Genomic DNA, 25,263 nt, shown 5'->3' with positions numbered 1-25,263 from the left:
GTCATTTAAGAACGTCCCCAATGACCACCTCTAAGGCGCCGCAGGTTGAGCATAAGTCAGCGAAAACGCCCCTAAGCGAGCAAGGTGACGTGAAATGAAAGGGCGCTGACCTTCTGGTCGCGCCCTTGAAATTGAACGTCAGATTGCCGCTTAGGGGCGTTTGCAGCGTCGAGCCGTTACGCGGTTTGGCAAAACCGCGTAACCCACTACACAGCCTGTGCCAGCTTCTCGGCACGCTCGGCGGCGGCGAGCGCCTCGATGACGGTGCCGAGCTGGTCGCCCAGGAGGACGCCATTGTAGGTGGAGTTGAAACCGATGCGGTGATCGGTCACGCGGTCCTGGGGCTGGTTGTAGGTACGGATCTTCTCGGAACGGTTGCCGTGGCCGATCTGGCTCTGGCGCTCGGCACCGAGCTCTGCCTGCTGCTTCTCGAGCTCCATCTCGTACAGACGGGCGCGCAGCATCTGCATGCAGACTTCGCGGTTCTGGATCTGGGAGCGCTGTTCCTGCGACTGCACCACGGTGTTGGTGGGCAGGTGGGTGATGCGCACGGCGGAATAAGTGGTGTTAACGCACTGACCGCCAGGACCGGAGGCGCAGTAGGTGTCGATGCGCAGGTCGGACTGGTTGATCTGGACGTCGATCTCCTCGGCTTCGGGAAGTACGGCGACGGTCGCCGTGGAGGTCTGGATACGGCCCTGGGACTCGGTCTTGGGAACGCGCTGGACGCGGTGCACGCCGGACTCGAACTTCATGACGGAGTAGACGCGGTCGCCCTCGACCTTGAACTCGATGGACTTAAAGCCGCCGGCCTCGCTGGGGCTGGAGTCGAGCACGGTGGTCTTCCAGCCGCGCGACTCGCAGAAGCGCTGATACATCTTGTACAGATCGCCGGCAAAGATAGCCGCCTCGTCGCCACCGGCGGCGGAGCGAATCTCGACGATGGTGTTCTTGTCGTCGTTGGGGTCGCTCGGGATGAGCATGTACTTAATGTCTTCCTCGAGCTGGGGAAGCTTGGCCTCGTTTTCGGAGATGTCCATCTGGAGCATCTCCTTCTCATCGGCATCGGTGGTATCGTGCAGCATTTCCTTGGCAGCCTCGATGTCATCGAGCGCGCCGATGTACTCGCGCGAGGCGGCAATGAGGTCGGACTGGTGCGCGTACTCCTTGTTGAGACGCGTGAACTCCTTGATATCGGAGGCGACGGCCGGGTCGGAAAGCTTCTTCTCGAGTTCCTCGTAGGCCTTGATAATCTTTTCGAGCTTGTCGCGCATGGCGGGACTCCTTTATATGCGTGAAGGTGAAAATCGGCAGAGCTGATGGGGCGCACGGCGCCACTGCGGGGGTAAGCCCAGCTAGAACATGTCGATCTTCAGATACATGCGCATCCCTTCGCGTATGGGGTACATAGTTGCGGTCTAACCCATACATGATAGCGTGCGCAGGCAAACCTGCATATAACCCGCACGGAATGAGTGGACGTAGCCGTTGGGGACGTTCCTTAACGGCTAGTCGTTTAAGAACATCCCCAACGGCTAACAAAGGAAGCGTCGCTTTGTCACATTCTAGAGCGTTTGAAGCAGGGCGATGAGGAAGCGAACACCCTGGAGGTAGGCGCGGCGGGTGATGCGCTCGTTGGTGCCGTGGACGCCGCGGTCGCACTCGTCATCGTCGACCACAAACGCCGAAAAACGAATGCATTCGGAGCAAATGTGCTGGTAGTTGGCAGCGTCGGTCGCGCCGATCACGGTCGAGGGGACAATCGCCAACGGCTCGGATGATCCGTTTTCCTCCGTCCCCTTTGGATCGCGGAAATAGCGGGCGGCGATGGAGCGAACCGCCTCGAGGCCGGGACCACCGATACGCGGGGACGGCGAGGGCTCGGAGCTGCCGGGGCCCAGCTCCACTTCGACACGACCGGCAAGGTCCGCCGCGGCAGTTGCCTCACGGCAGCGCGCCACAACATCGGCCACGCTCGTGCCTTCGAGCATGCGGAAGTTAATGTTGACCCACATATCCTGCGGCATTACGTTGGCACCGGCACTGCCGCCCTCGATCTGCGTGGGCGCGCAGGTGGTCGTCACCAGCGGATAGAGCTTCTTGCTGGCGAGGCAATCGCGGACAATGGCGCCGCCGTTGGCGGCAATTTCATCGGCCGTGTAGAGCCCCAGCTCGACGAGCTGGGCGGCAAGCAAGTCGGTCACGCGCGTCGGCCACTCGATATCGCAGATTGCGGTGGTGGCACGGCTCAACACCTCGAGCGACGTGCCGCCGTAGGGATTGGAAGAATGTCCACCCGCGCTCTTTGTCTTGAGCACAATGTCGGCATAACCTTTCTCAGCCAGGTCGGCGTGCATAAGCCAACCCTCGCCCGCACTGTACTCGGCAGCCGGAACGATGCGGTAGTCGCCCTCGTCGATCAGGTACTCGAGCTCAACGCCGCGCTCCTCGAGCGCGCGGCCGATGGCGCCTGCGCCGTACTGCGTCGTCTCCTCGTCCTGGCCAAAGGCCAGGAGCAGTGTGCGCTCGTGCTGCCAACCGTGCGCCAGCGCATACTCGACCGCTTCGAGAATGCCTGCGACCTGGTCCTTCATGTCGATCGCGCCGCGGCCCCAGATGTAGGTATCGTCCACGTGCCCGCTAAAGGGGGCGTGCGTCCAATCGGCCTCGGTACCCGGCACCACGGGGACCACGTCCATGTGGCCCATGAGCATAACGGGCTTGAGAGCGAGGTCGGAGCCGGCAAGCGTCACCAATAGCGAATGGTCGATGAGCTCGACCTCGCCCGCCGCGAACACGCGCGGCCAGGCCTGCTGCATATAGGCGCGCAGGTCGTCGAACGGCTGCCAGTCCACCGCCTCGGCATCCATGCTCGAGATGGTCGGAAACGACAGCACGCGACCCAAGCGCTCGCTCGCGCCAGCTTCGTCCAAATCGGCAAAATCATCCTCATGCGCAAAGAAGCGCCAAACCTCGGCCATGACATCCTTTCGATTGTGATGACGAGGGCCGCCCCACCGGAGCGGCCCTGCTACATAAGCGTTTGCGGTCGGTTATTTGTCCTCGAGATAACGCGAGAGGAACTCGCGAGTGCGCTGGTGCTTGGGATTGCCGAAGAGCTCGGCCGGCGCGGCGTCCTCGAGCACCACGCCCTTGTCCATAAAGACCACGCGATCGGACACCGTGCGGGCAAAGGCCATCTCGTGCGTGACGACGACCATGGTCATGCCATCGGCAGCGAGCTTGCGCATGACCTCGAGCACCTCTCCCACGATCTCGGGGTCGAGTGCGGAGGTCGGCTCGTCGAACAGCATGATCTGCGGATTCATGCACAGGGCACGGGCGATGGCCACGCGCTGTTTTTGACCACCGGACAGGCGGCCCACGGCGGCGTGCGCGAACTTTTCGAGCCCCACGCTCGTCAGATGCTCCATCGCGACTTTCTCGGCCTCGGTCTTGCTCATCTTTTTGAGCGTGACGGGCGCGAGCGTGCAGTTGTCGAGCACATCCATGTTGTTGAATAGGTTGAAGCCCTGGAACACCATGCCGATGTCCTCGCGCAGCTTGTTGATATTGCAGCGCTCGGCCGTGAGGTCCTGGCCATGGAACCAGATATGGCCCGCGTCCGGGGTCTCGAGCAGGTTGAGGCAGCGCAGGAAGGTCGACTTACCCGAGCCCGAGGCGCCGATGATGGTGACGACCTCGCCGGGATTAACGGACAGGTCGATGCCCTTGAGTACCTCGAGCGAGCCGAAGCTCTTGCGCAGACCCTCGACGCGGATAAGCGGCTCTTTAGTTTGTGCAGCGGTCACAGCGCCGGTGGTAGTGGTATCTGCCATGATGATTCTCCTCGTCTTGCGCCTAGTTGGAGCTGGGCAGTGTGGCCGGAGCCTCGGCGCCGAGCTTTTTGCCAAAGGCCTCGAGCAGGCGGCTCGCCACAAGCGTCAGGATCAGGTAGACCACGAGCGCCACGCAGTAGACCTCCATCTGGCGGTAGTACACGCCGGCGACGGTGGTGGTGGCGTACATGAGGTCGAACACGCCGATGACCGAAAGCACCGACGAGTCCTTGATGTTGATGATGAGCTCGTTGGTGAGCGCCGGAATCGCGTTTTTAATGCCCTGGGGGAACACGACTTTGCGCATGGCCTGCCACTGCGACAGACCCAGCGAGCGCGCTGCCTCGGCCTGGCCGGAATCGATGGACTCGATGCCGCCGCGCAGGACCTCCATCATGTAGGCGGTGGAGTTGAGCGAGATGGTGACGAGGCCGGCGGTGAAGGTGCTCCAAATCTGGTTGGCCTGGGCGGTCTCGAAGCCCATACCGCGCAAAACGGTGAAGCCCGCGTAATAGATGAGCAGGCCCTGGACCATCATGGGCGTGCCGCGCACGATGGTGGAGTAGACGGTCGCAAAGCCGCGGCCGATACTCTTAAAGAAGCGCACCAGGTCGTTATCCACGCGGTCAAACGTCTGAATACGCAGGAACACAAAGAGCAGTGCCAGGAAAAAGGCGATGACCGTGCCGAAGGTGGCAAGCGCGATGGTGATCTCGATACCGCGAATGAAGAAGTCGCCGCTCTTGTAGGTCATGTAGACCAGGCTCGACAAAAAGTCGCTGGGGTTGGAGTCCGAGACAATGCTCACCTGTACCAGGTCGATAAACGACATGACGCAGCGGTCGATGAAGAAGATCGCCGCGATGGCAACCACGACATAGCTGCCCAGGCGCGCGCCGCGACGGCAACGCTCGGATGCAAACGGCGACTTTTGGCGATAGTCATTCCAATGCATGAGCTTGGTGACGAGCGCTGCCGCCGATACGACAATCCAAGCCCACAGAATCGCCCAGAGGCAGTCCTGGAACACACCCGTGGGCGCCAAGAAGCTCAGCGGCGTGGGGTTGCGCTGACTAAACGCCAAGCCGAGCGCCGCGATAACGCTCGTGCCCAGGTACACATAACGGTGGTCGGCCTTGATAAAGGAGGCCAGACGATTGATGCCTTTCATGCTGCCTCCCTATGCCGGCTGACGGTCGAGGCACGCGTCCCACATCTGGTCGCGCTCCTCCTGGCTGATGCCCTTGAGTGTCTTGTCGATGAGCTTAAGCAGTTTGTCCGATCCCTTGCGGCAACCGACATTCGCCGTGACCTCCTGCTTAAAGCCCTCGCCCTCGGCAAAGTGGATGGGGACGATACCGGGATTTTGGGCCATATAGCCCTTTTCGTTCTCAGTGTTGTAGGTCACGGCGTCGCACGTGCCCTGCAGCAGATTCGAGAACACCGTGGGGACCGAATCGACCGGGTTCTTGTGCACAACGCCCGGAATCTCGTCGATGACGGTATCGAGCATCGTGTCCTTTTGGCCGAGCACCGTGGCACCGCTGAAGTCGCTGAGCTTGGTGGCGTTTTGGTAGGGCGAGCCCTCTTTTACGAACAGGCCAAAGTAGCCAATGAAGTACGGGTCGGAAAAGCCGACGGACTCCTCGCGCTCGGGCGTGGCGCTCATGCCGGCGATGATGAGGTCAATCTGGCCGTTGTTGAGCGAGTCGATAAGGCCCGAGAAGCTCTGCTTGACGGCAACGGGCTCGCCGCCGAGAGCCTTGCAGACGATCTTGGCGATCTGCACGTCGTAGCCATCGGCGTAGGCTCCCTGCACGTTATCGATGGGGATCGTGAACTCGCTGGCCTCGGAAACCTGCCAGTTGTACGGGGCGTAGGCCGCCTCCATGCCAATGCGGATCTTATCCTTGCCGATCACAGAATCGGACAGGTCGTCGCGACCGCCGCCCGTCGTGGACTGAACTACTTCCAGCGTGGAGGGACGCTGGCAGCCGGCAAGTGCGCCGGCGACGACAGAAGCGCTCGCAGCGAGAGCGCTACCCAAAAAGATGCGACGGCTGCATACCGGCTGTGGATGCGCGTCGCGTTGATGGGGAGAATGCATAATCTGCCTTCCCTGTTGAATCGTATGCTGACGACTTAACAGGATATACGCCAGCGACCAGCAGCGCAGCACAAGCTCGAAAAATTAATAGACGCACGGTAGTCATTGGGAGCGTCGATGTTTTGGCAATGCCAGCGGGCGCCACCCAGAGCGAACAAGTTGGCATGAAAAAGGCAAGGCATAGACCTTCTGGTCATGCCTTGCCTTTTGAATGACAAATTGTCGCTCTGGGTGGCGCGCAGCGTCGACCGGTCCGTCGTTCGTTAGAACGGCGGAACCTCTAGAGCAGGGTAACGCTAAAGCTGCGAACGTCCGTCTCACCCGGTGCCAAGGTAATGGTGTTGACCTTGTGCTCAAAGACGTCGTCCTCGGTGTCCATGGTGGTATGACCGGTCCAGGGCTCGAGCGCCACAAACGGGGCGTCGTTGGCGGCAGACCACACGCCGATGTACTTAAAGCCCTCAAAGTCGATCTTGACGCCGTGGCCCGACTTGCGGCCGCGCAGCGTGAGCGTGGAACCCGGGACATCGGTGAACATGATGGCATCGTTATCGAAGCTGCGGTGCGTGATGAGCAGCACGTCCGAGTTATCGGGAGCCTTGTAGCTGCCCTCGAACGTCATAAGACCGTCGGGCGTGATGATGGGGGCCTCGTTAGTCCAAGCCTCGGTAAACGCCAGCTCGTAATCCTCGAACGCCTCGTCTTCGGCACCGGGGGCGGGCACGTTGAATGCAGGATGACCGCCCACCGAGAACGGCAGGGCCACGTCGCCGGTGTTGGTGACGGCAAAGGTCTGCGTGAGCGTGGCGTCGCCGGTCAGGGCATAGGTCATGTTGAGCTTAAAGTGGAACGGGAACGCCTTGAGCGACTCGGGCGTGTCAGTGATCTCGTACGTTACCGAGGAGCCGTCCTCCGAAACCTCGACCAACTTGTGCTCGACGATGCGAGCGAGTCCATGGCGCGGCATCTCGCAGGTGCCGGCCGCAGATGTCGCCATGTTGTTGCGCAGCGATCCCACGATGGGGAACAGGATAGGCGCATGCTTGCCCCAAAAGGCCGGGTCGCCCTGCCACAGATACTCGTTGCCGTTGAGGGCAAGGCTCGTGAGCTGGGCGCCCATGGAATCGATGGCCGCGGTGAGGCCGCCGCGCTTGATGGTAGTGACGGTGGACATGCTACTTCCTCCAATAGTAAACAACGGTGTCGAGGGCTATTGTCCCACTCTTGGCGGCGGGGTTGAGCGACAGGTGCAGTTATTGAGCAATAGCGTAAAGGTCAAACCCGCCCTGCGGCGTGCTATCGACCGTATCGGGCGCCTGTGAATTAAAACTCACCGGAACCATGCGCTTTGAGGCACGGTAACGCGTGCCGTCGGTGGCGACGGGCGGCTCATCGACCGTGAGCTCGTAGTCGCCGGGCTTGAGCTCGATGCCGTCACCTTCGGAATTGACGTATTGGTACTCGTCGATCGCTTGCCCCTTGAGCGTGCGACCCACGATATGGACGAGCATCTGGCTGTCGCCGCGCGCGGTGTCCCACGTCGCGCCGTCCTTGACCTCGACCGATACATGCACCGAGCGCGTGCGGCTGAGCGATTGTTCGACGGACATCTCGACCTTGGCGGCGTCTTTTCGTTGTTGTTCAACATGGCTCCAGACGTTTCCAATTACCGAGCATGCGATAACGCCGGCCATGAAGGCGATGAGGATGGGGCCGAGCGGAGAGCGACGGCCCGCGTCCTCCTCGCGAGCCAGGTCGGGGCGACGTGTGGGCGCGGGTGCTTGGGCACCCTGCGAGGGCACGTCGAGAATGCTGAAGGATGCCGTACTGCCGGGGTCGATGTTATGGCGCGGCTGCGGGATCTTGGCCGGCGAGATGGACATGTCCGCCGGCTCACCGAGTGTGGCCGTGGCATCGACCTTAGCTTCATCGGCCTCGGCTTGGGCCCAAGCCTGCTCAAAGGTCAGGGGCTCGGCGGCATCGGAGGCGGCGTCAGGCTCGACAGCAGCATCGTTGCCGGCCTCGTCCTCGTCGCTCGACACGTCACGCGGCGCGGGCTCGTCCCACTCCTCGTCCGGAGCCTCGCCCTCGCTATACCACCATTCAAAGTTATCGATATCCATACGGGGCGCCCCTTAAGCCTCGCAAATAAACACTTGCCAGCCTTATACCCCCAGATGGCACGGGAGCTCGCCGGCACAGACAGGAAAAGCGTCACAACATTCGACGCTTTTCCTCGTTTTCGAGATTTTCATCAAATGTTGTGACGGTTTGGGCAGCAGCCACACCACGAATGTGACAAAGGGACTGTCCCTTTGTCACATCTGGAGGGTAACAGGGATTTGGATGCAGCAAAAGTCCTCTTGGTGGGACTCGTCGTAGCTCGTGGTATCGAGGTAGCAAAAGTCGAAAGCGTTGCCAACGGGCTGGAGCGCGTGCTCGTCCATGCAGGCAACGATGGCGCGGATGCCCTCGGGCTCGTACGGCATACCCCAGCGGCTCATGCACAGGTATGTGCCCTCGGGCAGCACTTCGATGCCGATCTCTGCCAGCTCGGCGGGATCGCTCGGCAGCAGTTCCTCGGCACCGCGCGGCAGCACGGCAAAGGAGCCCGCGCCGGCGATAGGGTCGTCGGAATGCAGCGCCTCACGACGCAGCATGGCACCCCAGCCGCGCATAGGGCGCGTGCCCGTCAACGCACGCATGCGCAGGATGGCCCGCATGAGCGTGGGGTGAAGCATCGAGCGGCCGCGCTCGATATCGCCTGGAAACTCCTCAAAGACCACGTAGCGACGCTCAAACTGCTTGAGCTCCGGCCTGCCCTCGCGCTCGCGCCAGTAAACCGCCTCGTCGTAAAAGTTCAGGCGCTCCTGCACGCTCGCGCGCTCGGCTTTGAGGCCGGCGATCTGTTCATCGAGCGCTTGCACCCGCGAGCGCAGGTGATCGGTCATCTCGCCAATGTCGAACGTCGAGGTCAGGCGGTCAATCTCGTCGAGTTCGAGCCCTAGGTCGCGCAGCATGCAGATCAGACGCATGAGCGGGATCTGCGTGGGCGAATAGAAACGGTAGCCCTTTTCGTTCACCACGGCGGGCTTAAACAGACCGATCTTGTCGTAGTAGATGAGCGTTTGGCGCGAAACATTGAACAAGCTCGCCATCTCGCTAATCGCATACATGCCCGTCTGCATAGATCCTCCCGACACATCCTTTGACGCGAAAAGCCCGCCGCCCACAGGGGCAGCGGGCTCAAACACTCCTCGTATCCTACCCTAAAGACGCCTATGACCAGCGCTTATAGTTTGCACATGACACGCCGACGGCCTCGAGCGCCTTGGCGGCGATGTGATGCACCGCGTCATCGAGCGTGGCGGGGCCGTTGTAAAACGTGAGCATGGGCGGCATGAGCATGACGCCCGGTACGCGCGCCAGGCGCGCCATGTTGTCGACATGAATGGCGCTGAAGGGCGTCTCGCGCACCATGAGCACCAGGCGGCGCTGCTCTTTCATCTGCACGTCGGCCGCACGCAGCAACAGATTGTCGCTGTAGCCGCTCGCGATGCCGGCGAGCGTCTTCATGGAGCACGGGGCCACGATCATGCCGTCGACCGGATAGGTGCCGCTTGCGATGGCGGCGCCGATGTTCTTGTTGTCGTAGACCACATCGGCATGCGTGGCAAACTCGTCGAGCGTCATGCCGAGCTCCTGCTCGATGGTGATCTCTCCCCCGCGCGTGACGACAAGCGCCGACTCGGCACCGGCCTGACGCAGGCATTTGAGGCACTCAAGGCCCAGCGCGGCACCGCTGGCGCCAGACACGCCAACGACAATGCGACGGGGACGGACAGAAGACTCAGGCATGACAACTCCTAACAACAAAATGGCAGCTATAGGTCGGGCAATGTCAGCGAGCGCGCGTCTGGCGAGGCAAGGTGCCCCGAAACAAGAAGGCATAGGGCTTATGCCCATGCCTTCGCAGTTGAGGGGCAGATTGCCCGCCAGGCGCGGGCGCAGCGTCGAGTGGTCCGACGTTCGGTAGAACGCCGGAACCTTAGAAAGCAATCTCCTTGGCCCACTTGTCTGTGTCGATCTCCATGAACTGCGAGCGAATGAAATTCTTCTTGAGGTCGAACGGAACCGTGCAGTCGAAGATGGCCTTGCAGGCGATGCCGTGCTCGCGAATCGTGGGGTCGAACGCAGGGTCGTTGGACGGGTCGAGCACGTGGCAGTGGCAGCCGGGGATGGTGATGAGGTCGACGTCGGCCTGGAAGCGCGTGGTCATGGCCCACATCACGTCGCTCATATCAAAGATGTCGACATCCTCGTCAACCAAGATCACATGCTTGAGCTCGGAGAATGCCGAGAAGGCGAGCATGGCGGCGTTGCGCTGACGGCCCTCGTCATTTTTGCTCGACTTCTTAAACTGCATGATGGCAACGAACTTGCCGCCGCCGCAGGGTGCAGCGTGGACGTTGAGCAGGCGGCTCGGGATAGCGGTCTCGACCATCTTGTAGATGGAAGCCTCGGTGGGGATACCGGCCATGGACACGTGCTCGTGCGAAGGGCCGATGCAGCTCTCCATAATGGGGTTGACACGCGTGGTGACGGCGGTGATCTTGATCACCGGGCAGACCTTGGCGCCGCCGGTGTAGCCGGGGAACTCGGGCATGGCGTAGCCGTGGCCGTTGACGTCCTCGTTGATGGTCTCGTCGTGCATGAGGTAGCCCTCGAGCACGTACTCGGCATTGGCGATGCACTTCTGCGGAACGGTGACGCAGTCGGCAAGCTCGACGGCGTGGCCGCGCAGGGCGCCGGCGATCTGCAGCTCGTTAAAGCCGAGCGGCGTGGTTGGCGCCTCGAAGCCACAGCACATGTACACGGCGGGGTCCAGACCGATGGAGATGGAGATGGGCATGTCTTCGCCGCGCTGGCAGTACTCGTCAAAGAACGCGCCAAGGTGACGGCTGCCCGGAGTGATCCACATGGCGAGCTTGTCCTTGTCGACGCAGGAGAAGCGGTGGATGGTCACGTCGGACTGGGAGCCGTCGGGGCTCGTGCCATAAGCGAGGCCCATGGTGATGTAGGGGCCGCCGTCGACGGGCGTGTTGGTGGGAGCGGGAACGATCTTGCGCAGGTCAAAGCCCTCGTCGGTCGCCTTGTACACGACCTCTTGGCAGTCGACGTGCGCACCCTCGGCGATCTGCTCGGGCGCGATCAGGTTCTCGAAGCGCTTGCCGATCTCGAGGCCCAGGTGCTCCTCGTCGAGGTCGAGCAGGGCGGCAACGCGCTTGCGGCTGGCAAGCATGCCGATGCAGACCTTGGCATCGTCAAAGCCCTTGACGTTGTTGAAGACCATCGCCGGACCCTCTTTGGTCGGACGCATAACGGTGCCGCCGGCACCGACGCGACGATAGACGCCCGAGACCTCGGCGTCCGCGTCGACCTGGGTGTCGGTCTCGAGCAGCTGGCCCGGCATCTCGCGCAAAAAGTCGAGCGCGGAGCGCAGATCGTGGATCTGGGAAGCATCGGTAGTGGACATAGCGTGCTCCTTTCGGGAGAGTGTCCGGCGGCGGGAGTGCCGCCGGCTTGGTAACGTAATGGGGCCGCAGCGCTCATAGATGGGGCGCTCGGGCACTCGCAGTTCAAGCACTCGGCTAATTACAGCCAAGCACTCGACTGCTTACATCAGGCCAAAGAGGTGGAACCAGGCGGCCTCGACCAGCACGACGATAAAGACGACCGCAGTGAGGGGAATGCCCATGCGCATAGCCTCTTTGGAGGTGTAGCCGCCAGCGTCCTTGCCCTCGCCGATAAGGATCGGCAGGTTATGGAACGGCAGGATGTAGTGGATGTTGATGGACGTGAAGACGATGAGCGCCACGGCGAGCGGGCTCACGCTGGAGCCGGCCGCAAAGCTGATGAACGCCGGCACGCACACGCCGAGCACGGCCATGACCGAGCCCATGAACATGTGGATGATCATGGAAAGCGCGGCGACAAGCAGGGCGAACAGGAAGATGTTCTCGGGCACGGAGCTGGGAAGCACAACATCGGCGATCCAGGCGTTCATACCGGTGGCACCGCCCACGGAGCCCACGGCCATGGCGGCCGTCAGGAACATGAGGGACTTGATGTCGACGGCATTCCAGCTGGCGGGGGTGAGGACCTCGCCGATGATGGGCATGGCAAGAGAGACGCCGATGGCCAGGGTGACCCAGCCGATGTAATCGCCCGAGACGGTGAGCCACAGCGCAATGGCGATGACAAGCCACACGATGGTGCGAATCTCCTTGACGGAGAGCTTGCCGAGCGCGGCCTGCTTGGCCACGATCTGCTCGCGATCGTAGACGAGCTCCTTGCTGGGCTTAAAGAGGAAGAGGCCCAGGAACAGGGTGCACAGCAGCGCGACCAGCATAGGCACGCTCATGCACAGGAACCAGTCGACAAAGGACGGGCTCATGCCGCCGGCCTCGGCGCTGTACTGCGCAACGAGCGGGTTGAGCGTGGAGTCGCCCGTCAGGAAGAACATGGAGCCCGGGGCGGCAGCGGCAAACACGAGGAAGCCGAGCTTGCCGCGGTCGTCGTCACCGTAGCCGGCGGACTCGGCGATGACCGAGACGACGGCGAGGATGAGGAAGGCGCGGGGGAACGGATGCGGGATCAGCAGCGACAGCACAAAGGTGAGCGCGAAGATTGAGATGATGAGCGACTTGGCATCGCGCACGAACTTGAGCATAAACGCATAGGCGATGCGCTCGCCCAGGCCCGACTCCTTGACCGCGCTGGCGATGAGGTAGGCGCCGATGACGAGCCACATGGTGGCTTTGGTCCACGAGCTAAACGTGGAGGCGACCGTCGCCGAGATGCTCGCGGCACCCGTGTCGTCCACGCACACCTTGAACAGAACGAGCAGCGCGCAATAGAGCAGGCCCACAAAGCCCGGCTGTGCCACGCCACACGCCCAGAACACCACCGTGGCGAGCGTCAACGCCAGACAGGTCTGACCGCCGACCGTAAGCTCGACCGTCGAGCTCAGCTCCGCCAAAGGAAGAAACTTCACCAGCAAAAAGACAACGATACCCAGCACAAAGCCAATTTCGCGCTTGGTGATCTTAAACGCCTTCTTTTCCGCTTCCATCTCCCCACCTTTCTTGTTGGGGGCGCTCCGGATTCGCGGCCACGTTGCCACTTAAAAAGGGGCGCCCGTTATCGGACACCCCTTACGTTGCGCTGTGTTGTGGCAATACAGTCAAGCGGGATTTTTGGATGAGAAGCGATCCTCTGGACAAAAAGCGTCACAACATTCGACGCTTTTCCTCGTTTTCGAGATTTTCATCAAATGTTGTGACGGTTTGGATGTGGCAAAGGGACTGTCTTTTTTCACATAGCGAGGGCTGCGCGGATGGAGGGAACCTCCAGAGCCTCGCGGAGCCAGGGGGCCAGCTGCTCGGGGTGACCCTGCAGGTAGCCTTTAAGCTCGGACGGGGCCACGCGGCGCACTTCCGAGATCTCCTCTTGGTTGATATGCAGCTCGCCCGGCTCAACATGGGCAAGGTAGACCTCGCACCATTCGCACTCGCAGCGGCCGTCGCCGTGGTCCTCGCGGTAGGTCACGTGACCGAGGTGTTTGAGCTGGTCGGGTGCGCGCGTGATGCCGAGCTCTTCGTTGATGCGGCGCGCCGTCGCGGCGACAACGTCCTCCCCGGGGAGCGGATGGCCGGCACAGCTATCGGCCAGCACCCCGCCCCACAGGCGTTTGAGCGGACTGCGACGACAGAGCAGCAGGCGTGCGTCTTCGCCCTGGCCCTCGACCAGAAGCGTCAGAAATGCCTGATGCAGAATGCCCTCACCGGCATGGGCATCGATGCGGTCGACGGGGCTAAGCGTCTCGCCGGTCGCGGCATTGACCGCCACGACCTCGGCGCCCGCGCCGCCCTCATCCCAGCCGGCGCGCAGAATGCGGGCTGCGGCCTCCTCGAGCGCGGCGATGAGCTCCTTGGTGGTGTCGAGCACGCGCTGCAGGTCGCCCCCGCTCGCCTGTTCAACATGAAAGCCCGTGCTCGCAACGACCGGCACGCCAAAGCGCGTGGCCAGCGCCGCCGCGATATCGTGCGCCGGAATTTCGTCTCGATGGCACGGAACAGCCAGGATGCTCACTGTCGCCGTGCGGCCGGGCTCGGGGCGCGGAATGGCCTGCGCCGTGGCGCCCAGGTGCGCGAACTCCGGCGAGCAGGCGTACACCGCCATGCCTCGCGGTGTCACCGTCAGCTGGGCCTCGAGCGCAAACTTGCCCTCGCCCACTGCAACCTTTGTCGTGTGCATACCCATGGGATCCCCTTCGCCCGCGATGTACCTGAGACCATCTTCGCCTGTATTGCGACTATACAGGCAAGCGCAGCCTGCGACAAAGGGGGGCAGGCACCTGACACATTCTGTTAGAGTTGCAGGGATTGAATCCCGCTTATTCATGCGACATTGGAGTGACAACCTTGACCGCCGCAACCACGCCTAAAAGTAAGTCAACCGCCGCCGCGCTCTCCCCCGCGCGCACCAAGCTCTGCCTGGCGCTGCTCGTGCTGCTGGGCTTCTCGCTCGGCTGCTCGGAGTTCGTGGTCATCGGCATCGAAAGTGACTTGGCGACGGAACTCGGCATATCGCTTGCCACTGCGGGCCAGCTCATCAGCGTTTTTGCATTGGTCTACGCTATCGCGACGCCGGTGCTTGCGCTCAGCACGGGGCGCTTCCGTCGTTACCAGCTGCTCGTGTGCTACAGCATTATCTTTGTGCTCGGCAATCTGGTCATGGCGTTGGCGCCCAACTTCCAGGTACTGTTTATCTCGCGCATTGTCCTGGGATCCGTCTCGGGCGCACTGCTCGCCGTGGGCGTGACGTACATCCCCGAGCTGCTGTCCCCGCAGCAAACTTCGCTTGCCATCTCGGTGGTATATGGTGCGTTTTCCGTAGCAATGGTCTTTGTCACTTCGATCGGCAAGTTTGTGGCCGACACGCTCGACTGGCACGTTGCCATGTACGGCACGCTGGCCTTTGCCGTTCTGATCTGCGCCGCGCTCGTGGTGTTTATGCCGCGCGCCGGACAGACCGACGAACCCGCCACCTTCCGCGAACAGGCGGGTCTGCTGCGCGAACCGAGTATCATCACCGGCATGCTCATCTTCTTGTTTGGCGTGGGATCGGTCTATGTGTTTTACGGCTATGTGACGCCCTATCTGGAGCAGGTGCTGGGCATGGGCACGGTCGAAGCCAGCACCACGCTCATGGCCTACGGCGCGTTCTGCCTGATCTCGAACATCCTGGGCGGATGGATTGATGCGCGCTTTGGCATGAAGGCGCTGCTCGTGACGTTTGTGCTGCAGGCTGTGGCGTTACTCGGGTTGTTTGCTGTGGGCGGCACCATGCCGCTCGCGCTGGTCTTTGTCTTTAGCTTGGCGATGCTCATGTACCTGTTCTCGGTGTCGTGCATCACACACTTTATGGACGTGGCGCGCAGCCGCCATCCCAAGTCGATGGTGCTCGCGAGTTCGGTTGAGCCCATGGCGTTTAACGTCGGTATCTCGTTTGGCACCGCAGTGGGCGGCGCCGTGGTAAACGGAATTGGCATTGCGTACGTGGGTGCCGTGGGCGCTGCGTTCTCGCTCGTAGCCTGGGCGCTTGCGCTAGTGACGATCAAGCTCGCCCGCTGGGAGCGCCGTCGTCAATCAGCACAGCCCCGGATGCAGGCATAGGGACGAGCACAGCCCAAGGTGGCGAGCAACCAGTGAAAACCGTCCCATACTAGTAGTGTTTATCCGCCTGCAAGCTCCGGCAGTGCAATTTCGTGTATTTCAGATACACGCTTTTCTACGATTTCGTGTATTTTAAGTACACGAAATCGTACTAAACTATGTATCTGAAGTACACGAAATCGGAAAGGTGGCCCCATGCGCAGATCAATCGAATCCGTTATCGAATCATGGGCGACAAAGGACGCCTCACGCCCCCTCCTCATCCGTGGTGCGCGACGCGTAGGCAAAACGTACGCTGCCGAGGAAATCGGCAGGCGAATCGCCGGCGATGCGTTTGTCAAACTCGACTTTCAGACCGATCTTGAACTGATTGCTCCGCTGTTCGACTGTCCCACCGACGACGTTGACACCATCGTGGCGCGAATTTCAGACTATAAACGCACCCCCATTCGCAAGGAAACCGCCTTCATCCTGTTTGACGAGGTGCAGCTCTGCGAACGGGCGCTCAACTCGCTTCGCTTTTTCTCGGGTTCGGGCTGGCGCATATGCGCGACCGGCAGCCAACTCGGTGTCGCCACGCGCAAGCGCAAGTTGCCTTTTCCCAGCGGCGTTCGTCAAGAGACCATGCATCCCATGTCGTTCGAGGAGTTTCTCTGGGCGCTCGATGAGGAGCAGATGGCCGATGCTGTTCGCACCCACGCCGGCACGCTCGATGCTTACGCCGCGCACCAAGCCGCGCTCAGCCTGTTTCATCGATACCAGGTCGTAGGCGGCATGCCCGCCGCCGTCAACGCATATCGCAAGACGTTATCCATCGAAGACGCGCGCGTCGAGCAGCGCGAAATCGACGAGACCTACACCGCCGATATGACCGACCCCGAAAACGGGATCAGTGGCGTGGCGGCGCGCAAGGTATGGCGCTCCATTCCGTCCCAGTTGCTGAGATCGTCCACAAAGAAATTCAAGTACTCCGAGGTCGAACGCGGAGGCCGTCGCGCCAAGCTTATCGAGCCGCTCGACTGGCTCGAAGGCGCCGCCATCATATCGGTCAACAACCTGACCGAAGGCATCGAACCTCCCCTCGTTCCCTTCGACGACGAAGACGGAAGTTTCTTTAAGGTCTATCTTCTCGATACGGGCCTCATGTTCTACAAACTCGGTATCAACCCGCGGCTCTGGCTCGACCTCAAAGAGGATTCCGCCATAGCACTGTCTTCCGACTTTCGAGGTGCCCTGGCCGAAAACTCGGTCATGCAGGCATTTTCGAGCAATGGTTTGCGGACGTACTATTGGGTGCCGCCGTCGTCTTGGAAGACGAGCGGTGAGCTCGATTTTCTACTTCAGACCGACCGTATGGAAATTGTGCCCGTCGAGGTAAAGTCCGCACGCAACGTGCGCGCAAGAACCCTCGGGTCGTTTATGGACAAAGCCCGGTCGCCATATGCCTACATTTTGTCCGAGAACAATTTTGCCCGCAGCGAAACTGATGACGGGCGCGAGCTGCGCCACCTCCCCTTGTACGCAGCGGGTTTTATCGGAGCAAACTGTCTCAAGGGCAGCCTGTAAGCCCCGCGCGACCGCCCAGAAAGGAAACCGCTCATGCAACGCATTCTTTTTATCTGCTGTGGAAATATCTGTCGCTCGACGATGGCTGAGTCCGTGTTTACCGAGCTAGCGCGCCGCGCTGGACGCGCGGGCGAGTTTGTCATCGATTCTGCAGCAACCTCAACCGAAGAGATCGGCAACCCGCCGCATCATGGCACGGTCGCCAAGCTGCGCGAAGTCAGGATTCCCGTCGTCGCACATCGCGCACGTCAGGTGCGGCGCGCGGAGTATGGCAACTGGGATCGCATTGTCTATATGGATGCTGAGAACGCGCGCGGTCTGCGTCGCATCTTTGACGACGACCCCGACGGCAAGATTACGCGCTTGCTCGATTGGACCGAGCGCCCCGGCGACGTGGCCGATCCCTGGTACACCGGCAACTTCGATGCCACCTACCGCGACGTGCTCGCCGGTTGCACCGCTATGCTCGAGCAGCTGTAATCGATGAAATGCAGAGTTTTTAGAGCCACAAATCGGATGAAATGCAGAAATTTGACCTTACTCGCACGCAGGACAACGACGATAACGCCTAAGCACGGGCATAAACGAGATCGGGATTCCCATATACAAATCGAGCGTGGATTTTCTCCCACTTTGAGCGCGAAATTGCGTCCAAAACGGGAAAAATCCACGCTCATTATCTCGGCGGGAGAAAATCCTCGCTCGACTACTCGTCGACGATCTCGGCGAGCCAGACGTTCAATGTATCGACCTCGGGGCAGCAGAACTTTGCCGTGCCGGGCTCGTTGCCGGGCACGGTTCCGCCGTAACGCAAGATGTCAATGTAAGGAAAGCCCACATGGCAGGCCATAGCGCACATCTTGCCGCGGTCTCGGTCAAAGTCAAAGACATCGCCTGGCTTGTGACCATGATGGCAGCGGCACGTTCCCAACTGGTCCACGCAGCTAATGCGGATACGCGGACGCTTGCCACGCGGCGCGCCGAGCGGCTTGCTCTCGCCTGCAGGCTTGGCGCCGCCCTCGTCAGCGTTACTCATGGTCAATCACATCCAGGCAGGCCTCGATGGGAAGGCCAGCCGACTTGTCCTCTTGGTCGGCATTGCGCTCGATAAGCTCGGCCACCACACGCATGGCATCGGCCGTGGCACGCTGGAGGCTCCAACCGTTCATCACGCGGCCCATGAGCACGGCCGAGAACGTATCGCCCGTACCCGGGAAGTACACCGGGATCAGCTCAAACGGAATCTCAAAGTATTCCCCCGCCACATGGTCGTAGCCGATGACGGCACTCGCCCCATCGACCTTCGCACTCGTAATGACAACCGACTTGGTGCCCAACGCGAGCATGGCGTCCACGAGCGTGCGGGCCTCATCGGCCGTAATCTCTTCGGCGATAGGCGTATCGGTGAGCAGGCACGCCTCGGTATAGTTGGGCACCGCGTAGTCGGCGCACTCGACCAAGCTGCGCATGAGTCCGATGGTCGACTCGGGCACGCCGGCATAGAGCTTGCCGTTATCGCCCATGATGGGATCGACGAACACCCTGGTGCCCTTTTGAGCGCGGCGGTGGCAAAAGTCCGAGATGATGCGCGTCTCCTCCTCGGTCACGATAAAGCCGGTCGAGATAGCATCAAATTCAAAGCCGAGCTCCTCCCAGATAGCGAGGCTCTGGCGCACGTACTCCGTGGTGTCGTGAATGTAGAACTTGGGATAGTTGAGCGTATCGGAAACGAGCGCCGTCGGCAGGTTGTGGATGCGATAGCCCATGTGCGACAGTACCGGCAGCATGGCCGAGAGCGCGACCTTGCCGTAGCCGCACATATCGTTGATCAGCAGCAGCTGAGTGTTCTTCATGAGTGTCCCCCTTGGGTCGGGCGCGGCGCGATGTCGCCATAATGCGACTAAGTGTAGCGCAGTGCAATCTAAGTCTTGCCTTCGGATGTAAGACCAAGTTTGGGCGTAATTTTGTTCTTAGAGTTTTTCTGACGCTTCTTATTGCAGAAACTTGGCCTTAGAAGGCGCTATAAAATTCTAAGAACAAGTTTTGGCTCAAATTTGTTCTTAGGACACTAACGATGCTCGCACCCATCACACCCGGACGACAGGGAAACGTCAGGCACAACCTTTCAGGAGCCCTCGCCTATGATTCGTTTAGACCCGCCAATATGGATTCATTCTTTCCAATCAATTTATCCGCTGATTCCATGCGGCTTGTCTCCGATTGCCGCGCCATACTCGGCGAGGTTGAGGGCATGTCTCGCTTTGTTCCGAACATCGACATGTACCTTTCTATGTACGTTCGCAAGGAAGCGCTCTTGTCCTCTCAAATCGAGGGTACGCAATGTACGTTCGATGATGTTCTTGACCCGTCAAACGAATCCAATGCGAGCCGGGACCTAACCGACGTCGTCAACTACACTCGAGCGGTGCAGCAGGCGACCACGCTCATGGAGGAACTGCCACTCTGTATGAGGCTGCTCAAATCCGTCCATGCCACATTGCTTGGAAATGGCAGAGGCTCCGACAAGACGCCGGGCCAGTTCAGGACGACTCAGAACTGGGTCGGACCAAACGGCTGCACGCTCAATGAGGCCCCGTATATCCCTCCCAACACGGAGGATATGAAGGAGGCACTTGGCGACCTCGAGCTTTTCATCAACGAGCGTGACGACATCGATCCAGTCATCAAGGCCGCTTTGGTGCACTACCAGTTTGAAACCGCGCACCCGTTCCTCGACGGCAACGGACGCCTCGGGCGTCTGCTCATCCTCCTTTCGCTCATACATGATGGGGCGCTCACCAAGCCGGTCATCTACCCCTCGTATGAACTCAAACGACACAGGAGCGAATACTACGATTGGCTTATGCGCGTAAGGCAGAGAGGCGATTTTGAGGGATGGGTTTCGTTTTTCAGTACCTGCTTGCTTGCAAGCGCACGCGAGGCGCGGGATTCGATGCGGAAGCTTGTCGACCTCCATTCGGAAACCGAAAGGCTGATTCGCGAAAAGGCGGGAAGGGCTACGACGAACGCCCTTATGCTACTCGACCTTCTCGAGGGCAATCCGATCGTCGACACCGCCTTTGTGTCTGAACGAATGCAGATTAGCAGATCGAGCGCAAACAACCTTATATCCCAATTTACCGATTGGAGCATTCTTGTCCAACGTGATACGAGCAGGAAACGATACCGCACGTTTTCATATGAGCCATATCTCGCCATCCTCCGAACCGGCGACGAGCCGCTCTAAGTCTCGGAAAGCCAAGGGGCGAGACCGGCAGCTGCCAGTCTCGCCCCTTAATGAACCTATCGAAAACTCCGGGATACGCCGTGGCCCGCTGAATCTACGCTGCGAAGACTGTCCAAGATTCCCCTGGCACCGGCACCCCAGCACTGCCACAAAATCGATTCGGTACCTTGACAATCAGTTAGGTACCTCTAGAATCACTTAGGTACAAAACAATTTCTCTACCTAACTAAAGAAAGGAGCAACACCATGTGCGACGAATGCATCGACCTCTGCCCCCATACGCCGGGCGGCGACCCCATCGAGCCTGCAGATTCGCCCGAGGCGCAATCGCAATCGGATGCACTTGCCAAGCGCATCCTTAACGGGCTTGGCTTCTGCGGCCATTACATGCACTTTCATGGCGGAGGCGTATCCGGCAAGGCGCCCATCATCTGCCTGCTGGCCAAGCAACCCGGCGGCGAGATGTCGCAGCAGGAGCTCGGCATGCACTTTGACCTCAAGCCGGGATCGCTTTCCGAGATCCTGTCCAAGCTCGAGCTCAACGGCCTCATCGAGCGCAGCCGTAACCCCAAGGATCGACGGCAACTCACCATTCGCCTGACCGAAACCGGCCGGGAAAACGCCCGCATCGACCAGGCGGCCCGCATCCGCTTTAGAGAACGGGCCTTTAGCGCGCTCACCCACGACGAGCGCGAGGACCTCGCCGAAATGCTCGATAAAATCCGCGTAACCTGGGAGGAACTGGATGATTAAAACCCTCATGGGAAGCATCCGCGACTATATGAAAGTCACTGTTGCCACGCCGCTGCTCGTGCTTGGCGAGGTGCTCTGCGAGATGCTGATTCCATTTATCACCGCCAACCTGATCGACGCCGTCAAAGACGGCGCCACCGTAGCCGAGATGCTTCCCACCGCGGGCCTTTTGGTGCTCATCGCGCTGACATCGCTTGCTTTTGGCGCCGCGGCAGGCGTCACCTGCAGCCATGCGAGCTGCGGCTTCGCCAAGAACCTGCGTCACGACCTGTTCTACAAAATCCAGACGTTCAGCTTTGCCAACATCGATGAGTTCTCGAGCTCCTCGCTCGTCACGCGCCTGACCACCGACATCAACAACGTGCAGCAGGCCTTTATGATGATCATCCGTATCGCCGTGCGCGCGCCGCTGGTATTGATCTTCGCCTTTACCATGGCATTTATCATGGGCGGCAGCGTTGCCATGGTCTACCTGGTCATCATTCCGCTGCTGGGCTTTGGGCTGTTCTTTATCATCTTTAAGGTGCGCCCCATCTTCTCGCGCGTGTTCCACAAGTACGATGCCCTTAACGAGTCCGTCGAGGAAAACGTCACCGGCATGCGCGTGGTTAAGAGCTACGTACGCGAAGACTTTGAGAAGGAGAAGTTCGCGGCCGCCGCGCGCGATGTCCAGATGGACTTCACCCGCGCCGAGAAGCTGCTCGCCTTTAACAACCCCATGATGAACATCTGCGTCAACGGCGCGTTTGTCGTCATCATCTACCTGGGCTCCAAGCTCATCATCACGAGCCAGGGCACGCTGTTCGACGTGGGCCAGCTCTCCTCGACCTTTACCTATGGTTTCCAGATTCTCATGAGCCTGATGCAGCTGTCGATGATCTTTGTCATGGTGACCATGGCCGACGAATCGGCACACCGCATTGCCGAGGTGCTGGCCGCCGAGCCCACGATCGCCGATCCCGCCGAGCCCGTGCTCGAGGTTGCCGACGGTTCCATCGACTTTGACCACGTGAGCTTTAAGTATTCCAAACATGCGAAGCGCCAGGCGCTCGACGATATCGACCTGCACATTACGAGCGGCGAGACCATCGGCATCATCGGCGGCACGGGTTCTGCCAAGTCCACGCTCGTCAACCTCATCGCCCGCCTGTACGACACCACCGAAGGCGCTGTGCGCGTGGGCGGCGTGGACGTGCGCGACTACGACCTGGACGCGCTGCGTCACCAGGTCGCCATGGTGCTGCAGAAAAACGTGCTGTTTAGCGGCACCATCGCCGAGAACCTGCGTTGGGGCGACCCGAACGCCACCGACGAGGAAGTCCGCGAGGCAGCGCATCTGGCCTGCGCCGACGAGTTTGTCGACGGTTTCCCCAAGGGCTACGACACCTGGATCGAACAGGGCGGCTCTAATGTTTCGGGCGGTCAGAAGCAGCGCCTGTGCATTGCACGCGCCCTGCTGCGTCGCCCCAAGATCTTGATCCTGGACGACTCCACCAGCGCCGTCGACACCAAGACCGACGCTAAGATTCGCGCAGGACTGGCAAGCTATCTGCCCAACACGACCAAGCTCATCATCGCCCAGCGCATCAGCTCCGTGCAGGACGCAGACCGCATCATCGTCATGGAGGGCGGCCGTATCGCGCAGATCGGCAACCATGACGAGCTACTCAAGACGAGCGAGATCTACCGCGAGACCTTTACCTCGCAAAACAAGATGTCTGCCGAAGGTACGCAAGACGCCGACGACGTCTCTGGCGACGCGAACACGGCGGCAGACAACACCGACATGACCGCAACGCAAGCTCAGACCCAGGAAGGAGGCGAGGCACATGAGTAAGGCAACGACCGCCGAGCGCGCGCTCAACCGTAAGGGCGGCACCATGTCGCGCCTCATCAAGACGCTCTTTGGCTTCTATCCCGTGCTTTTGCCCCTTGTCGTCGCCGGCGTGGTGCTCTGCGCCATCATCAACTCCATCGGCGCGACCTTCCTGCAGAGCGCCCTGCAAATTATTAGCGAATCGTGGCAGTCGGGCGATTGGGAAGCCGCGCAGCCCAAGATTCTGCAGCTCGTGACCACCCTCGCCTGCATCTACGGCGTCGGCGTCCTGTCCTCGCTCTTCTGGAACCGCGCCATGGCTATCGTCACGCAGGGCTCGCTCGAGAAGCTGCGCGAGATGATGTTCAACCGCATGCAGGACCTGCCGATCCGCTACTTCGACACGCACCAGCGCGGCGATATCATGAGCCACTACACCAACGACATCGACACGCTGCGTCAGATGATCAGCCAGTCGCTGCCCAACCTGCTCATGACGATCATCATCATCGTCACGGTGTTCTTTATCATGCTGTACTACAGCGTGTGGATGTGCCTGGTCATCATCGCCGGCGTCGCCTTTATGACCTTTATGACCAAGCTGCTCGGCTCCAACTCCGCGCGCTTCTTCATTGCGCAGCAGACCGAGCTCGGCGTGGTCGAGGGCCATATCGAGGAGGTCATGAACGGCCAGAAGGTCGTCAAGGCGTTCTGCCACGAGTCTGCCGCCGAGGCCGATTTTGACGAGCGCAACGAAAAGCTCTTCGAGGTCTCGCAGAAGGCCAACATGTACGCCAACATCCTCATGCCCATCCTTATGAACCTGGGCAACCTGCTCTACGTGCTGGTCGCACTGGCGGGCGGCATTTTCCTGGCGCTGGGCGTGCCCAACCTGAGCATCTCGGGCATGGCGCTGTCCATCGCCGTCGTGGTGCCGTTCCTCAACATGACCAAGCAGTTCTGCGGACAGATCGGTCAGATCTCGCAGCAGATCAACGCCGTGGTCATGGGCCTCGCCGGCGCCGACCGCATCTTTGAGCTCATCGACGAGAAGCCCGAAGCCGACGAAGGCTATGTGACGCTCGTCAACGCGCAGGTCAACCCCGATACCTGGCAGCTCGAGGAGGCTGACCACCACACCGGCATGTGGGCGTGGAAACATCCGCACCGCGCAACCGGCGAGATCGAGTACGTGCCGCTGCGCGGCGACCTGGTCATGGACAACGTCGACTTTGGCTACACGCCCGACCACGAGGTGCTGCACGGCGTGTCCGTGTTTGCCAAGCCGGGCCAGAAAGTCGCGTTTGTCGGCGCCACCGGTGCGGGCAAGACGACCATCACCAATCTTATCAACCGCTTCTACGACATCGCCGACGGCAAGATCCGCTACGACGGCATCAACGTCAACAAGATCCGCAAGGCCGATCTGCGCCGCTCGCTGGGCGTCGTGCTGCAGGACGTGAACCTGTTCACCGGCACCGTGATGGACAACATCCGCTACGGCAACCTGGACGCCACCGACGAGGAGTGCATCGCGGCGGCAAAGCTCGCGGGCGCCGACGACTTTATCACCCGCCTGCCTGACGGCTACGATACCATGCTCACCGGCAACGGCGCCCAGCTGTCGCAGGGCCAGCGCCAGCTGATTTCAATCGCCCGCGCTGCCGTCGCCGATCCGCCGGCAATGATTCTGGACGAGGCCACGTCGAGCATCGACACCCGCACCGAGGCCATCGTGCAGGTGGGCATGGATAAGCTCATGGAGGGCCGCACGACGTTTGTCATCGCGCACCGCCTGTCCACCGTGCGCAACTCCGATGCGATTATCTGCCTGGACCACGGTCGCATCATCGAGCGCGGCAACCACGACGAGCTGATTGCCAAGCGCGGGTATTACTACCAGCTGTACACGGGTGCGTTTGAGCTGGAGTAGGCAGGTTTGTTCCACGGAGGGTGCCCCGGGGGCGGCGGGGTAATTCCTCCGTGCTCAAACATTCTCGCTGCGCTGCGAAACTGCGCGCGGAGGAAATACCCCGCCGCCCCCGGGGCACCCTCCTGCGCGCAGTCAGCCCGTCGTTTAGAACGGAATAAAAGTTAGTGAGGCCCTGGCCGTTTGGCCAGGGCCTCGTTTTGTTAGTCTTTTTGAACTGCGCCCCAATTCTTGGACGGGCTAATAAGCGGCCTACGCCGCACAT

Annotated in this window: 21 protein-coding genes; 7 read left to right on the top strand and 14 right to left on the bottom strand. The window is 60.7% G+C overall.

The window, feature by feature from the left end; all coding sequences use genetic code 11:
* Positions 1 to 206: 206 nt before the first annotated feature.
* The 12 genes from prfA to DW645_RS07490 all read right to left on the bottom strand — a co-directional run bounded on the left by prfA (position 207) and on the right by DW645_RS07490 (position 14,271).
* A complete protein-coding gene (gene prfA, locus DW645_RS07545) occupies positions 207 to 1,274 on the bottom strand; it encodes a peptide chain release factor 1 (protein WP_055252487.1) in 1,068 nt (355 codons plus the stop codon).
* A 291-nt stretch (positions 1,275 to 1,565) separates the two neighbouring features.
* Entirely contained in the window at positions 1,566 to 2,981 is a 1,416-nt protein-coding gene (locus DW645_RS07540) for a M20/M25/M40 family metallo-hydrolase (RefSeq protein WP_117776570.1), read from the bottom strand.
* A 72-nt stretch (positions 2,982 to 3,053) separates the two neighbouring features.
* On the bottom strand, positions 3,054 to 3,839 hold the full coding sequence (locus DW645_RS07535; RefSeq protein WP_117776569.1) for an amino acid ABC transporter ATP-binding protein: 786 nt from the start codon (positions 3,837 to 3,839) through the stop codon (positions 3,054 to 3,056).
* 22 nt (positions 3,840 to 3,861) lie between these two features.
* On the bottom strand, positions 3,862 to 5,010 hold the full coding sequence (locus DW645_RS07530; protein WP_118227133.1) for an amino acid ABC transporter permease: 1,149 nt from the start codon (positions 5,008 to 5,010) through the stop codon (positions 3,862 to 3,864).
* A gap of 9 nt (positions 5,011 to 5,019) precedes the next feature.
* A complete protein-coding gene (locus tag DW645_RS07525; RefSeq protein WP_117637677.1) occupies positions 5,020 to 5,946 on the bottom strand; it encodes a transporter substrate-binding domain-containing protein in 927 nt (308 codons plus the stop codon).
* 280 nt (positions 5,947 to 6,226) lie between these two features.
* Entirely contained in the window at positions 6,227 to 7,120 is an 894-nt protein-coding gene (locus DW645_RS07520) for an aldose 1-epimerase family protein (protein WP_117786764.1), read from the bottom strand.
* Between the two features lie 79 nt (positions 7,121 to 7,199).
* Positions 7,200 to 8,069 (bottom strand): hypothetical protein, encoded by an 870-nt coding sequence (locus DW645_RS07515; RefSeq protein ID WP_117786765.1) that lies wholly within the window; start codon positions 8,067 to 8,069, stop codon positions 7,200 to 7,202.
* Between the two features lie 195 nt (positions 8,070 to 8,264).
* A complete protein-coding gene (locus DW645_RS07510) occupies positions 8,265 to 9,149 on the bottom strand; it encodes a MerR family transcriptional regulator (protein ID WP_233540745.1) in 885 nt (294 codons plus the stop codon).
* Between the two features lie 76 nt (positions 9,150 to 9,225).
* Entirely contained in the window at positions 9,226 to 9,804 is a 579-nt protein-coding gene (locus DW645_RS07505; RefSeq protein WP_055252424.1) for a UbiX family flavin prenyltransferase, read from the bottom strand.
* A 190-nt stretch (positions 9,805 to 9,994) separates the two neighbouring features.
* A complete protein-coding gene (locus DW645_RS07500) occupies positions 9,995 to 11,482 on the bottom strand; it encodes a UbiD family decarboxylase (protein ID WP_118227131.1) in 1,488 nt (495 codons plus the stop codon).
* Positions 11,483 to 11,623: 141 nt separating this feature from the next.
* Positions 11,624 to 13,081 carry an SLC13 family permease gene (locus DW645_RS07495; protein ID WP_199569341.1) on the bottom strand — a complete coding sequence of 486 codons (1,458 nt, stop codon included), beginning with the start codon at positions 13,079 to 13,081 and terminating at the stop codon, positions 11,624 to 11,626.
* Between the two features lie 242 nt (positions 13,082 to 13,323).
* Positions 13,324 to 14,271, bottom strand: a complete 948-nt coding sequence (locus DW645_RS07490) for an isopentenyl-diphosphate delta-isomerase (protein WP_158568702.1) — start codon at positions 14,269 to 14,271, stop codon at positions 13,324 to 13,326.
* A 152-nt stretch (positions 14,272 to 14,423) separates the two neighbouring features.
* On the opposite strand from DW645_RS07490, the gene DW645_RS07485 reads away from it, so the two are divergent.
* The 3 genes from DW645_RS07485 (at position 14,424) to DW645_RS07475 (ending at position 17,732) form a co-directional block, all read left to right on the top strand.
* Positions 14,424 to 15,686: an MFS transporter gene (locus tag DW645_RS07485; RefSeq protein WP_233539190.1), complete on the top strand. Its 1,263-nt coding sequence runs from the start codon at positions 14,424 to 14,426 to the stop codon at positions 15,684 to 15,686.
* A 195-nt stretch (positions 15,687 to 15,881) separates the two neighbouring features.
* Positions 15,882 to 17,252: an ATP-binding protein gene (locus DW645_RS07480; protein WP_117635560.1), complete on the top strand. Its 1,371-nt coding sequence runs from the start codon at positions 15,882 to 15,884 to the stop codon at positions 17,250 to 17,252.
* 33 nt (positions 17,253 to 17,285) lie between these two features.
* Entirely contained in the window at positions 17,286 to 17,732 is a 447-nt protein-coding gene (locus DW645_RS07475) for a low molecular weight protein-tyrosine-phosphatase (protein WP_117635561.1), read from the top strand.
* Between the two features lie 226 nt (positions 17,733 to 17,958).
* On the opposite strand, the gene DW645_RS07470 is transcribed toward DW645_RS07475, so the two are convergent.
* Both DW645_RS07470 and DW645_RS07465 read right to left on the bottom strand, forming a co-directional pair.
* On the bottom strand, positions 17,959 to 18,288 hold the full coding sequence (locus DW645_RS07470; protein ID WP_199408661.1) for a TIGR04076 family protein: 330 nt from the start codon (positions 18,286 to 18,288) through the stop codon (positions 17,959 to 17,961).
* Entirely contained in the window at positions 18,281 to 19,105 is an 825-nt protein-coding gene (locus DW645_RS07465; protein WP_117779396.1) for a PfkB family carbohydrate kinase, read from the bottom strand. The genes DW645_RS07470 and DW645_RS07465 overlap by 8 nt, the downstream gene beginning before the upstream one ends.
* Positions 19,106 to 19,326: 221 nt before the next feature.
* Here DW645_RS07465 and DW645_RS07460 point away from each other — a divergent pair, with 221 nt between their 5' ends.
* The 4 genes from DW645_RS07460 (at position 19,327) to DW645_RS07445 (ending at position 25,001) form a co-directional block, all read left to right on the top strand.
* Positions 19,327 to 20,499, top strand: a complete 1,173-nt coding sequence (locus tag DW645_RS07460) for a Fic family protein (RefSeq protein ID WP_118227127.1) — start codon at positions 19,327 to 19,329, stop codon at positions 20,497 to 20,499.
* A gap of 246 nt (positions 20,500 to 20,745) precedes the next feature.
* Positions 20,746 to 21,252: a MarR family winged helix-turn-helix transcriptional regulator gene (locus DW645_RS07455; RefSeq protein ID WP_117582977.1), complete on the top strand. Its 507-nt coding sequence runs from the start codon at positions 20,746 to 20,748 to the stop codon at positions 21,250 to 21,252.
* A complete protein-coding gene (locus DW645_RS07450; RefSeq protein ID WP_233540744.1) occupies positions 21,245 to 23,089 on the top strand; it encodes an ABC transporter ATP-binding protein in 1,845 nt (614 codons plus the stop codon). The genes DW645_RS07455 and DW645_RS07450 overlap by 8 nt, the downstream gene beginning before the upstream one ends.
* Entirely contained in the window at positions 23,082 to 25,001 is a 1,920-nt protein-coding gene (locus DW645_RS07445) for an ABC transporter ATP-binding protein (RefSeq protein WP_118227125.1), read from the top strand. The genes DW645_RS07450 and DW645_RS07445 overlap by 8 nt, the downstream gene beginning before the upstream one ends.
* Positions 25,002 to 25,263 lie beyond the last annotated feature (262 nt).

It is taken from the genome of Collinsella sp. AM23-17 (assembly GCF_003470945.1).
In the GTDB taxonomy this organism is placed as follows: Bacteria; Actinomycetota; Coriobacteriia; order Coriobacteriales; family Coriobacteriaceae; genus Collinsella; species Collinsella aerofaciens_O.
The sequence above is the reverse complement of the archived record's forward strand: the minus strand, read 5'-3'. Positions and strand labels throughout refer to the sequence as shown.

What these genes read in the sequence shown, in the direction of transcription:
- DW645_RS07455 (WP_117582977.1), top strand. Translation starts at nt 20,746, where the DNA reads ATGTGCGACGAATGCATCGACCTCTGCCCCCATACGCCGGGCGGCGAC.
- DW645_RS07460 (WP_118227127.1), top strand. Translation starts at nt 19,327, where the DNA reads ATGCTCGCACCCATCACACCCGGACGACAGGGAAACGTCAGGCACAAC.
- DW645_RS07530 (WP_118227133.1), bottom strand. Translation starts at nt 5,010, where the DNA reads ATGAAAGGCATCAATCGTCTGGCCTCCTTTATCAAGGCCGACCACCGT.
- DW645_RS07450 (WP_233540744.1), top strand. Translation starts at nt 21,245, where the DNA reads ATGATTAAAACCCTCATGGGAAGCATCCGCGACTATATGAAAGTCACT.
- DW645_RS07475 (WP_117635561.1), top strand. Translation starts at nt 17,286, where the DNA reads ATGCAACGCATTCTTTTTATCTGCTGTGGAAATATCTGTCGCTCGACG.
- DW645_RS07445 (WP_118227125.1), top strand. Translation starts at nt 23,082, where the DNA reads ATGAGTAAGGCAACGACCGCCGAGCGCGCGCTCAACCGTAAGGGCGGC.
- DW645_RS07525 (WP_117637677.1), bottom strand. Translation starts at nt 5,946, where the DNA reads ATGCATTCTCCCCATCAACGCGACGCGCATCCACAGCCGGTATGCAGC.
- DW645_RS07515 (WP_117786765.1), bottom strand. Translation starts at nt 8,069, where the DNA reads ATGGATATCGATAACTTTGAATGGTGGTATAGCGAGGGCGAGGCTCCG.
- DW645_RS07480 (WP_117635560.1), top strand. Translation starts at nt 15,882, where the DNA reads ATGCGCAGATCAATCGAATCCGTTATCGAATCATGGGCGACAAAGGAC.
- DW645_RS07495 (WP_199569341.1), bottom strand. Translation starts at nt 13,081, where the DNA reads ATGGAAGCGGAAAAGAAGGCGTTTAAGATCACCAAGCGCGAAATTGGC.
- DW645_RS07490 (WP_158568702.1), bottom strand. Translation starts at nt 14,271, where the DNA reads ATGGGTATGCACACGACAAAGGTTGCAGTGGGCGAGGGCAAGTTTGCG.
- DW645_RS07535 (WP_117776569.1), bottom strand. Translation starts at nt 3,839, where the DNA reads ATGGCAGATACCACTACCACCGGCGCTGTGACCGCTGCACAAACTAAA.
- DW645_RS07520 (WP_117786764.1), bottom strand. Translation starts at nt 7,120, where the DNA reads ATGTCCACCGTCACTACCATCAAGCGCGGCGGCCTCACCGCGGCCATC.
- prfA (WP_055252487.1), bottom strand. Translation starts at nt 1,274, where the DNA reads ATGCGCGACAAGCTCGAAAAGATTATCAAGGCCTACGAGGAACTCGAG.
- DW645_RS07540 (WP_117776570.1), bottom strand. Translation starts at nt 2,981, where the DNA reads ATGGCCGAGGTTTGGCGCTTCTTTGCGCATGAGGATGATTTTGCCGAT.
- DW645_RS07470 (WP_199408661.1), bottom strand. Translation starts at nt 18,288, where the DNA reads ATGAGTAACGCTGACGAGGGCGGCGCCAAGCCTGCAGGCGAGAGCAAG.
- DW645_RS07505 (WP_055252424.1), bottom strand. Translation starts at nt 9,804, where the DNA reads ATGCCTGAGTCTTCTGTCCGTCCCCGTCGCATTGTCGTTGGCGTGTCT.
- DW645_RS07500 (WP_118227131.1), bottom strand. Translation starts at nt 11,482, where the DNA reads ATGTCCACTACCGATGCTTCCCAGATCCACGATCTGCGCTCCGCGCTC.
- DW645_RS07465 (WP_117779396.1), bottom strand. Translation starts at nt 19,105, where the DNA reads ATGAAGAACACTCAGCTGCTGCTGATCAACGATATGTGCGGCTACGGC.